The organism is Burkholderia sp. Ac-20353 (assembly GCF_017104785.1).
Taxonomy (GTDB): Bacteria; Pseudomonadota; Gammaproteobacteria; order Burkholderiales; family Burkholderiaceae; genus Burkholderia.
This window is the reverse complement of record NZ_JAAGPL010000256.1, coordinates 1-10264: the sequence shown is the minus strand read 5'-3', so window position 1 is coordinate 10264 and position 10264 is coordinate 1. Positions and strand designations below refer to the sequence as shown.

Sequence of the window (10264 nt, the reverse complement as noted above, 5' to 3'; positions counted from 1 at the left end):
CGGGACGTCCGGGCGCCGCGTGGACGCGCGCCGTCCGGCCCGCAGGAAGGGCGCTAGCCCGATGTTTAAAGATTAGGCGGTTTCTGCGGAAACGGTGATCCGGTACGGGTTTGCAGCGCCTCGTCGCGAAACTCGGCCGGGCTGCGGCCGCTCCACTTGCGGAACGCGCGGTAGAACGCGCTCGGCTCCGCGAAGCCGGCCGCTGCGGCGACGTCGGCGATCATGCGCGACGGATCGGCGAGCGCCTCGAACGCGAGATCGCGGCGCAGCGTGTCCTTGATCGACTGGTACGCGTGGCCTTCCTGGTGCAGCTTGCGGCGCAGCGTCGCCTCGGCCACGTGCAGCCGCGCGGCCATGCCCGACGCACCGGGCCACGCGGCGGGCGGCAAGCCGCGCAGCACCGTGCGCACGCGCTGCGCGAGCGCGTTCGGGTTGCGGTACTTGACGATGAAGCTGGCCGGCGCGTTGCGCAGGAACGTCTTCAGCGTCTTCGCGTTCTGCACGACCGGCAGCGTCGCGAATTCGGGATCGAAATCGACATACGAATCGGGCTGGTTGAAGCGCATGTCGTCGCAGAACATCGACGGGTATTCGTGCTCGGCGGGCGGCGTGTCGCAGCGGAAGCTCGCGTGCAGGAGCGGAATGCGCCTGCCGATCAGCCAGCAGGTGAGCCCGTAGACGATGATGAAATAGGTCGCGTACGTGAACATCGCGGGCGTCGCACCGTTGTTGCGGTGCACGAAGCGCAGCCGCACGCGTTGCGGATTCGCATCGAGCTCCACGTGCAGGTCGTCGAGCACGCAGTGCATGAAATTCACCGCGCGCGCCATCGCGTGCAGGCCGTCGCGCGCGGTGAGCGCCGCCTGGCTCATCGCGATGAAGCTGCCGCTGCGCATCGGGTGGCGGTCCTGGCCGAAGAATTCGTCGTCGAGCGTGCGGGCGATCGCGTTCCACAACGCGCCGTACTGCTGCGCGGACACCCGCGCGCGCGGCTGCTCGAGCAGCGCGGGCGCGATGCCGGCCTGGGCGAGCAGCGGCTCGGCGGCGACGCCGCGCCGTGTCGCGAGCGCGACGCTGTAGGCGACGAGGCTGATCGCGATGGTTCCCTTTTCTTCCTGCTTCATCGGCGGTGCGCTATGGCAAAAACGCTCAGTGTAATTGAGCGGGGCGAGCATCGAACAGTTGCGCACGCTTGCCTACACTTGTTTCATCCAAACACTTTGCGGCCGCGCCACGCGTGCCGCCGGGAGACAGCAGCGCCATGGACGAGCTTTACACCGAAGACCAGCGGATGATCCGCGACGCCGCGCGCGCTTTTGCCACCGAAGTGCTGGCGCCGAACGCCGCGCAATGGGACCACGACGCGCACCTGCCGGACGAGGTCGTCGCGCAGCTCGGCGAGCTCGGCCTGCTCGGGATGATCGTGCCGCAGGAGCTCGGCGGTTCGTATACCGACTACGTCGCGTACGCGCTCGCGATGGAGGAGGTCGCCGCCGGCGACGCCGCGTGCGCGACGATGATGAGCGTGCACAACTCGGTCGGCTGCGGGCCGATCCTCGGTTTCGGCACGCCCGCGCAAAAGGAGCGCTGGCTCGGCGACATGGCGGCCGGCCGCACGATCGGCGCATTCTGCCTGACCGAGCCGCAGGCCGGCTCCGAAGCGCACAACCTGCGCACCCGCGCGGAATTGCGTGACGGCAAATGGGTGCTGAACGGCGCGAAGCAGTTCGTGACCAACGGCCAGCGCGCGGGCCTCGCGATCGTTTTTGCCATCACGGATCCGGAAGCCGGCAAGCGCGGTATCTCCGCGTTCCTCGTGCCGACCGATACGCCGGGCTTCATCGTCGGCAAGCCGGAGAAGAAGATGGGCATCCGTGCATCGGATACCTGCCCGATCACGTTCGAGAACTGCGCGATTCCCGAGGAGAACCTGCTCGGCAATCGCGGCGAAGGGCTGAAGATCGCGCTGTCGAACCTCGAAGGCGGCCGCATCGGGATCGCCGCGCAGGCGCTCGGCATCGCGCGTGCCGCGTTCGACAAGGCGCGCCGCTATGCGGGCGAGCGCGTGCAGTTCGGCAAGCCGCTCGCCGAGCATCAGGCGATCCAGCAGAAGCTCGCCGACATGGCCACGCAGATCAACGCCGCGCGCCTGCTCGTGCACCACGCGGCGAAGCTGCGCACGGCCGGCCTGCCGTGCCTGTCGGAAGCGTCGCAGGCGAAGCTGTTCGCGTCGGAGATGGCCGAGCGCGTATGCTCGGATGCGATCCAGATTCATGGCGGTTACGGCTATCTCGCCGATTACGAAGTCGAGCGTCACTATCGCGACGCGCGCATCACACAGATCTACGAGGGGACCAGCGAAGTGCAACGGATGGTGATCGCGCGGCAGCTTTGAGCCGCGACGGTTGCCACTGCAGCAAGCAATAGGCACGAGGGCAGCGCGGTGAACGCGGCACGCAACGATGTGACCGTGCGCCGTACGACATGGAACCGGGGTAAGCGCTAAAGCGCCAACTCCGGCCGACCGCGAAGCATGGGATCAGAGTAAGCGCTGAAGCGCTAACTCTGATCGACAGGAGACGTGACGATGACGGTACAGGCTTTCCTGGACGCACGCGACTTTCTGCTGCGCCATCGCACCGACTACGAAACCGCTTACCGCGATTTCACGTGGCCGGCCCTCGACACGTTCAACTGGGCGCTCGATTACTTCGACGTGATGGCGCGCGGCAACGACAAGCCTGCGCTGTGGATCGTCGACGCGGCGACGGGGCAAGGCGACCCTTACTCGTTCGCGCAGATGTCCGAGCGTTCGTCGCGGATCGCGAACTGGCTGCGCGGCATCGGCGTCGTGCGCGGCGACCGGATCCTGCTGATGCTGCCGAACCGCGTCGAGCTGTGGGACGCGATGCTCGCCGCGATGAAGCTCGGCGCGGTCGTGCTGCCTGCAACGACGCAGCTCTCCGCCGACGACGTGCGCGACCGCGTGCAGATCGGCGGCGCGACCTACGCGATCGTCGACGAGAACGAAACCGCGAAATTCGAACAGCCGGGCCTCGACCTCAAGCAGAAGATCGTCGCCGGCGACGCATCGACGATCCGCAGCGCGGGCTGGCTCGCGATGAACGACGGCTACGCGGCGCCCGCCGCATTCACGCCGGACGGCGTCACGCACGCGAGCGATCCGATGCTGCTGTATTTCACGTCGGGCACGACGTCGAAGCCGAAGCTCGTCGAGCATACGCACCGCACCTATCCGGTCGGCCACCTGTCGACGATGTACTGGGTCGGCCTGCAGCCAGGCGACATCCACTGGAACATCAGCTCGCCGGGCTGGGCGAAGCACGCATGGAGCTGCTTCTACGCGCCGTGGAATGCGCAGGCGTGCGTGTTCGCGTTCAACTACGCGCGCTTCGAGCCGAAGGTCGTGCTCGATGCGCTCGTCAAATACCAGGTGACGACGATGTGCGCACCGCCGACCGTCTGGCGCATGCTCGTGCAGCAGCCGCTCGCGTCGTTCGACGTGAAGCTGCGCGAGATCGTCGGCGCGGGCGAGCCGCTGAATCCGGAGATCATCGAGCGCGTGAAGAAGGCGTGGGGCATCACGATCCGCGACGGCTACGGCCAGACCGAAACGACGTGCCTGATCGGCAATTCGCCGGGCCAGCCGGTCGTCGCGGGGTCGATGGGCCGGCCGCTGCCCGGCTACCGGATCGCGCTGCTCGACCCGGACGGCGTGCCCGTCAGCGAAGGCGAGGTCGCGCTGCCGATCGGCCCCGACGTGACGCGCCCGGTCGGCCTGATGAACGGCTATGCGAACAACCCCGACGCGACGGCCTATGCGATGCGCGACGGCCATTACCGCACGTCGGACATCGCGATGCTCGGCGACGACGGCTACTACGTGTACGTCGGCCGCGCGGACGACGTGTTCAAGTCGTCCGACTACCGGCTGAGCCCGTTCGAACTCGAAAGCGTGCTGATCGAGCACCCGGCGATCGCCGAGGCGGCCGTCGTGCCGAGCCCGGACCCCGTGCGGCTCGCGGTGCCGAAAACCTTCGTCACGCTGCGCCAGGGCTACGAGGCAAGCCCGGCGCTCGCACTGGAGATCTTCCGCTTCTCGCGCGAGAAGCTCGCGCCGTACAAGCGCATCCGCCGGCTGCAGTTCGCGGATCTGCCGAAGACGATCTCCGGCAAGATCCGCCGCGTCGAGCTGCGCCGCCGCGAGATCGAGCGCGGCGACGATACGAGCGCGCGGATGCCCGGCGAATACTGGGAAGAGGATTTCGCCGCCGAACTGAAGTGACCCGACAGCGGGCCGCGCATCCCGCGCTGCCCGCCGATGCATTGAACCGGCCGCCTGCGCGCTGTGGCGCGCGGCGGCGCTCCCAAGGAGAGTGAAGCGATGAACGCGAATCCGACGCCCCAAGCGGGGCAAGACGTGCCGACGGTCAAGCTGCTGATCGACGGCGAATTCGTCGAGTCCGCCACCCGTGAGTGGCGCGACATCGTCAACCCCGCGACGCAGCAGGTGCTCGCGCGCGTGCCGTTCGCGACGGTCGCCGAAGTCGACGCGGCCGTGCAGGCCGCGCACGCCGCGTTCGCGTCGTGGAAGAACACGTCGATCGCCGCGCGCATGCGCATCATGCTGAAGTTCCAGGACCTCGTGCGCACGCACCAGCAGCGGATCGCGAAGACGCTGACGGCCGAGCAGGGCAAGACGCTGCCCGATGCCGAAGGCGACATCTTCCGTGGCCTCGAAGTGGTCGAGCACGCATGCTCGGTCGGCACGCTGCAGCTCGGCGAGTTCGCGGAGAACGTCGCGGGCGGCGTCGACACGTACACGCTGCGCCAGCCGCTCGGCGTGTGCGCGGGCATCACGCCGTTCAACTTCCCCGCGATGATCCCGCTGTGGATGTTCCCGATGGCGATCGTATGCGGCAACACGTTCGTGCTGAAGCCGTCGGAACAGGATCCGCTGTCGACGATGCAGCTCGTCGAGCTCGCGGTCGAGGCCGGCATTCCGAAAGGCGTGCTGAACGTCGTGCACGGCGGCAAGGAAGTCGTCGACGCGATCTGCACGCATCCGCTCGTGAAGGCGATCTCGTTCGTCGGCTCGACCGCGGTCGGCACGCACGTGTATCAGCTCGGCAGTGCGAACGGCAAGCGCGTGCAGTCGATGATGGGCGCGAAGAACCACGCGGTGGTGCTGCCCGACGCGAACCGCGAGCAGACGATCAACGCGCTCGTCGGCGCCGGGTTCGGCGCGGCGGGGCAGCGCTGCATGGCGACGTCGGTCGCGGTGCTCGTTGGCGAAGCGCGCGACTGGCTGCCCGATCTCGTCGCGAAGGCGAAGCTGCTGAAAGTCAACGCGGGCGCGGAAGCCGGCACCGACGTCGGCCCGGTCGTGTCGAAGACCGCGAAGGAACGCATCCTGTCGCTGATCGAAGCGGGCGTGAAGGAAGGCGCGAAGCTCGAACTCGACGGCCGCGGCGTGACGGTGCCCGGCTACGAGCACGGCAACTTCGTCGGCCCGACGATCTTCTCCGGCGTGAAGACCGACATGTCGATCTACACGCACGAGATCTTCGGCCCGGTGCTGGTCGTGCTCGAAGCGGATTCGCTCGACGACGCGATCGCGCTCGTCAACGCGAACCCGTTCGGCAACGGCGTCGGGCTGTTCACGCAGAGCGGCGCGGCCGCGCGCAAGTTCCAGAGCGAGATCGACATCGGCCAGGTCGGCATCAACATTCCGATTCCGGTGCCGGTTCCGTACTTCAGCTTCACGGGCTCGCGCGGCTCGAAGCTCGGTGATCTCGGCCCGTACGGCAAGCAGGTCGTGCAGTTCTACACGCAGACGAAGACGGTCACCGCGCGCTGGTTCGACGACGACGCGACGGCCGGCCCCGTGAATACGACGATCCGTCTGCACTGACAACGATAGGGAGGCGGTGATGAAGATCGGTTTTATCGGCCTCGGCCACATGGGCGCGCCGATGGCGCTGAACCTGCTGAAGGCCGGCCACGAAGTGCACGCATTCGACCTCAGCGCCGACGCGCTGCGCGCGCTGCACATCCCGCTCTACTTCAGCGAGCCGAAGCGTCTCGACGACATCGCGTCGTCGCTGCGCCAGCTCGGCGCACTGCTCGGCACGCAGCCTGCGGCCGATGCGGCCGCGGCGTCGTTCACGCACGACGTCGACGCGCTGCGCGCGCGCTACGCGGCACGCGCGAGCGTCACGGTGTTCTTCCAGGTATGGGACCGGCCGCTGATGACGCTCAACGGCACGCATCTGATCAGCGACGTGATCGCGCTGTGCGGCGGCCGCAACGTGTTCGCGTCGCTGAAGCCGCTCGTGCCGACCGTGACGGACGAAGCCGTGCTCGCGGCGAATCCGGAAGCGATCGTGACGACGAGCACTGGCGCGACGCCGTCGCACGAGCCGCTGCCGAGCCTCGCGCGCTGGCGCGCGTGGCCGGCGCTGACCGCCGTCGCGCGCGACAACCTGTTTGCGATCGACGGCGATCTGCTGACGCGCCCGTCGCCGCGCATCGCGCAAGGCGCGGCGGCGCTGTGCGAGGATCTCGACGCCGCACGCAGGCGACGGCCGGCACGCTGACCGGTACGCGCGCCTGTATGTGCCTGTACGTGCCTGTACGTGCCTGTACGCGCCCGTACCTGCCTATTCGTCCCAGTGCACGACGTCCCAAGCGTGCGCCGCATCGTGCGCACGCAGCCACACGACACCGCCCGGCGGCACCGGCCGCGACAGCAGCGTGTCGAGCGGCACGCGCAGCACCTGCGACGCCAGCACGCGAATCACGCCTGCATGCGTGACCGCCCATTGCGGCGCGTCGACCTGCGTGATCGCGTCGACGAGCTGCGCCACCCGTGCGGCGAAACGCGCGACGCTCTCGCCGCCATGCACGCACGCGTGCATCAGGTCGGCTGCCCACGCGTCGAGCGCCGCACGGTCGATGTCGTCCCAGCGCCGCATCTCCCACGCACCGAAGTCCATCTCCTGCCAGCACACATCGCGCTGCAGCGGCGCGCCGAGCGCATCCGCGAGCCGCTCGGCGACCGATGCGCAGCGCGTCAGCGGGCTGCACCAGATGCGCGCCGGCGGCGGTGCGTGCAGCGCCGCGAGACGCTCGCGCACGGCCTGCGCACCGGCGTCCGCCGACGCGGCGAGCCGCACGTCGGTGCGCCCGTAGCACACGCCGGAATCGACCTCGACCGCCGGATGCCGGATCAGGACGATATCCATCCGAGCACCACTAGATAGATCGTCAGTTCCCCCAACTGCTGTGCGAAGCCGAGGCAATCGCCGGTGTAGCCGCCGATCCGCCGCACGAGGTAGCGCGCAAGCCATGCGCGCAGCAGCACCAGTGCGGCGAGCGCGGCCATGCCCGCGCGCCAGTCCGGCCAGAACAGCCACGGCAACCCGAATGCGGCCGCGGCGAGCGCCGCTCGGGGCCCCATCCGCTGCGCGACCGGCTTCGCCTTGCCTTCGGCGCGCACGTAATCGAGCGACATCAACAGGCTCACCGCCATCGCACGGCTCGCAGCGTGCGCGGCGATCATCGTCCACGCGGCGCGCAGCGGCGGCAGCGCGGCAAGCGCCTGCCATTTCAGGCCGAGCGCGATCACGAGCGCGACCGCGCCGAACGTGCCGATCCGCGAGTCGTGCATGATCCGCAGCACGTCGTCGCGCGTGTAGCCGCCGCCGAACGCGTCGCAGCTGTCGGCGAGCCCGTCCTCGTGGAATGCGCCGGTCGCGAGCAGCGTCGCGGCGATCGACAGGCCCGCCGCAATCGACGCCGGCAGCGCGTGCAGCGCGGCGAGGTAGACGAGCGCGCCCCACGCGCCGACGCACGCGCCGACCAGCGGGAAATAGCGCGCGGCCTGGTCGAGATCGCCGGACGCATAGCCGATCGCGCGCGGCACGGGCACGCGCGTGAAATAGCCGAGCGCGACGAAGAAGTAGCGCAACTCGGCGCGCAGGCCGGTCGCGCGCTCAGGCGTCACGATCGTCGACGCCCGCGGATTCGAAGCTCGCCATCTCGGTCATGAACGCGGCCGCCGCGCGCACGAGCGGCAGCGCGAGCGCCGCGCCCGTGCCTTCGCCGAGCCGCAGGTCGAGCGCGAGCAGCGGCTTCGCGCCGAAATGCTCGAGCATGCGGCGATGCCCGGCCTCGTTCGACGTGTGCGAGAACACGCAGTAGTCGCGCACGGCCGGCACGAGCCGCTCGGCAACGAGCAGCGCGGACGTCGCGATGAAGCCGTCGACTAGGATCGCCATCCGCTCGCTCGCGGCCGCGAGATACGCACCCGTCATCATCGCGATCTCGAAACCGCCGAACGTCGCGAGCACGTCGAGCGGCTCGATCGCGTGCGAATGCCGCGCGAGCGCGCGTCCGAGCACCGCGCGCTTGTGCGCGAGCCCCTGGTCGTCGAGGCCCGTGCCGCGCCCGACGCACGCGTCGATCGGCACGTCGAGCAGGCGGCTCATCAGGCACGCGGCCGACGACGTGTTCGCGATCCCCATCTCGCCGAAGCCGATCACGTTGGTGCCGAGCGCTGCATGATGGCGCACGCGCGCGGCGCCGGCTGCGAGCGCGGCGAGCGCCTCGTCGCGCGTCATCGCAGGCTCGAGCGCGAAATTGCGCGTGCCGCGCGCGATCGGCAGCGCGATCAGCCGGTCCGACGCGGGCAGCGGCGACGCGACGCCCGCATCGACGATCTCGAGCGTGCTCTGCGCAACACCCGAGAACGCATTGATCGCCGCGCCGCCGCCGAGGAAGTTCGCGACCATCTGCGCGGTCACGGCCTGCGGGTACGGGCTCACGCCTTCGGCCGCGATCCCGTGATCGCCGGCGAACACGATCGTCACCGGACGCTGCACGAGCGGACGCTCGGTGCGCTGGATCAGGCTGAGCTGCAGCGCCAGTGCCTCGAGCTGGCCGAGGCTGCCGGGCGGCTTGGTCTTGTGGTCGATCACGTGCTGCAGGCGCGCGCGCTGCGACATGTCGAGCGGTGCGATGTCGGGCAGGAAGTCGGTCGGTTTCATCGGAAGTTCGCCTCGTTGGCGCGGCAGCAGCCGCACGTCGAAAGAAAAGGGGTCATCGCCGCTCCGGCCACGCGGGCAGCAGTGCGTCGCGGCCGTCCTGGCGGATCAGCACGAGCGGATAGCCGAACGCGTCGCTCGCGCGCTCAGGCGTCAGCACATCATGCACGGGGCCCGCCCACACGCGTCCGCGCCCGTCGAGCAGCAACGCGTGCGTCGCGAAACGGCGCGCGAGATTCAGATCGTGGCACGAGAACAGCACGGTGCGCGCGCCGGCGTCGAGCCACGCGGCGAGCGCGGTCAGGCAATCGACCTGGTGATGCAGGTCGAGATGCGCGAGCGGCTCGTCGAGCAACAGCAGCGGCGCATCCTGGCACAGCGTCGCGGCCAGCGCGACGCGCTGCCGCTCGCCGCCCGACAGCGACAGCACGTCGCGTTCGGCGAGTGACGTCAGACCGAACGTCGCGAGCGCCGCGCGCGCAGCCGCGCGGTCGCCATCGCGCTCCCAGCCCCAGCCGCCGAGATACGGAAACCGGTTGAGCAGCACCGTATCGAACACGGTCGCGCTGAACGCATCGTGCAGTTGCTGCGGCATCAGCGCGCGCCGCTGCGCAAGCTGCGCGTGCGGCCACGCGGCGAGCGGCCGGCCATCGACTTCGACGTGGCCGCCCGACGGCGCGAGCAGTCCCGCGAGCGTCACGAGCAGCGTCGTCTTGCCCGCGCCGTTCGGCCCCGCGACGCACCAGATCTCGCCGGGCCGGAAAGCCTGCGTGAAGCCGCTCAGCAACGTGCGCGAGCCGGCCTGCAGCGTCAGGTCGACGGCCGCGCAGGCGGTGCCGCCGGAGTGGCTGGAACGCATCGTGTTCATCGCATCGGCCTCCTCAGCAACATCCACAGGAACACCGGCACGCCGATCAGCGCGGTCATCACGCCGACCGGCAATTGCGCGGGCGCGATCACGGTGCGCGCGAGCAGGTCGGCCGCCATCACGCCGCCACCGCCCGCGAGCATCGCGGCCGGCAGCAGCATGCGCTGGTCGTTGCCGAACGCGAGACGCAGCGCATGCGGGACGACGAGGCCGACGAAGCCGATCGTGCCGGCGGTCGTCACCGCGGCGGCGGCGGCCAGCGACGCGATCAGGTAGATCCGCATGCGCAGCCGCGCGACCGGCACGCCGAGCGCGAGCGCAGTCGCGA

The 10264-nt window shown here is 69.5% G+C and carries 10 protein-coding genes; 4 read left to right on the top strand and 6 right to left on the bottom strand.

Features of this window, described 5'->3' with window-relative positions; translation table 11 throughout:
- Window positions 1-65: 65 nt before the first annotated feature.
- A complete protein-coding gene (locus G3N94_RS36895; protein ID WP_205799165.1) occupies window positions 66-1124 on the bottom strand; it encodes an AraC family transcriptional regulator in 1059 nt (352 codons plus the stop codon).
- 137 nt (window positions 1125-1261) lie between these two features.
- Here G3N94_RS36895 and G3N94_RS36890 point away from each other — a divergent pair, with 137 nt between their 5' ends.
- The 4 genes from G3N94_RS36890 to G3N94_RS36875 all read left to right on the top strand — a co-directional run bounded on the left by G3N94_RS36890 (window position 1262) and on the right by G3N94_RS36875 (window position 6620).
- Complete coding sequence (locus tag G3N94_RS36890) at window positions 1262-2395, top strand: acyl-CoA dehydrogenase family protein (protein WP_205799164.1); 1134 nt, start codon at window positions 1262-1264, stop codon at window positions 2393-2395.
- A gap of 192 nt (window positions 2396-2587) precedes the next feature.
- The gene (locus tag G3N94_RS36885; protein ID WP_205799163.1) at window positions 2588-4306 is read left to right on the top strand and encodes an AMP-binding protein; all 1719 of its coding nucleotides are present in this window, start codon (window positions 2588-2590) and stop codon (window positions 4304-4306) included.
- Between the two features lie 99 nt (window positions 4307-4405).
- Entirely contained in the window at window positions 4406-5935 is a 1530-nt protein-coding gene (locus G3N94_RS36880) for a CoA-acylating methylmalonate-semialdehyde dehydrogenase (RefSeq protein WP_205799162.1), read from the top strand.
- Between the two features lie 19 nt (window positions 5936-5954).
- Window positions 5955-6620, top strand: coding sequence for an ABC transporter substrate-binding protein (locus G3N94_RS36875; RefSeq protein WP_205799161.1), 666 nt, complete (start codon window positions 5955-5957; stop codon window positions 6618-6620).
- Between the two features lie 63 nt (window positions 6621-6683).
- Here G3N94_RS36875 and cobC read toward each other — a convergent pair whose 3' ends face one another.
- The 5 genes from cobC to G3N94_RS36850 all read right to left on the bottom strand — a co-directional run.
- Window positions 6684-7268, bottom strand: coding sequence for an alpha-ribazole phosphatase (gene cobC, locus G3N94_RS36870; RefSeq protein ID WP_205799160.1), 585 nt, complete (start codon window positions 7266-7268; stop codon window positions 6684-6686).
- Window positions 7253-8029 carry an adenosylcobinamide-GDP ribazoletransferase gene (locus G3N94_RS36865; RefSeq protein WP_205799159.1) on the bottom strand — a complete coding sequence of 259 codons (777 nt, stop codon included), beginning with the start codon at window positions 8027-8029 and terminating at the stop codon, window positions 7253-7255. Before G3N94_RS36865 ends, cobC begins: the two co-directional genes overlap by 16 nt.
- Window positions 8019-9071, bottom strand: coding sequence for a nicotinate-nucleotide--dimethylbenzimidazole phosphoribosyltransferase (gene cobT / locus G3N94_RS36860; RefSeq protein WP_205799158.1), 1053 nt, complete (start codon window positions 9069-9071; stop codon window positions 8019-8021). Before cobT ends, G3N94_RS36865 begins: the two co-directional genes overlap by 11 nt.
- A gap of 52 nt (window positions 9072-9123) precedes the next feature.
- Window positions 9124-9936 carry an ABC transporter ATP-binding protein gene (locus G3N94_RS36855; protein WP_205799157.1) on the bottom strand — a complete coding sequence of 271 codons (813 nt, stop codon included), beginning with the start codon at window positions 9934-9936 and terminating at the stop codon, window positions 9124-9126.
- Window positions 9933-10264 (bottom strand): iron chelate uptake ABC transporter family permease subunit (locus G3N94_RS36850; protein WP_205799156.1); only part of this gene is annotated, 332 nt, incomplete at its 5' end. The genes G3N94_RS36855 and G3N94_RS36850, both read right to left, overlap by 4 nt.

Bases quoted from the DNA above. Each gene is read 5' to 3' on its own strand.
- G3N94_RS36895 (WP_205799165.1), bottom strand. From the start codon at position 1,124: ATGAAGCAGGAAGAAAAGGGAACCATCGCGATCAGCCTCGTCGCCTAC.
- G3N94_RS36890 (WP_205799164.1), top strand. From the start codon at position 1,262: ATGGACGAGCTTTACACCGAAGACCAGCGGATGATCCGCGACGCCGCG.
- G3N94_RS36885 (WP_205799163.1), top strand. From the start codon at position 2,588: ATGACGGTACAGGCTTTCCTGGACGCACGCGACTTTCTGCTGCGCCAT.
- G3N94_RS36880 (WP_205799162.1), top strand. From the start codon at position 4,406: ATGAACGCGAATCCGACGCCCCAAGCGGGGCAAGACGTGCCGACGGTC.
- G3N94_RS36875 (WP_205799161.1), top strand. From the start codon at position 5,955: ATGAAGATCGGTTTTATCGGCCTCGGCCACATGGGCGCGCCGATGGCG.
- cobC (WP_205799160.1), bottom strand. From the start codon at position 7,268: ATGGATATCGTCCTGATCCGGCATCCGGCGGTCGAGGTCGATTCCGGC.
- cobT (WP_205799158.1), bottom strand. From the start codon at position 9,071: ATGAAACCGACCGACTTCCTGCCCGACATCGCACCGCTCGACATGTCG.
- G3N94_RS36855 (WP_205799157.1), bottom strand. From the start codon at position 9,936: ATGAACACGATGCGTTCCAGCCACTCCGGCGGCACCGCCTGCGCGGCC.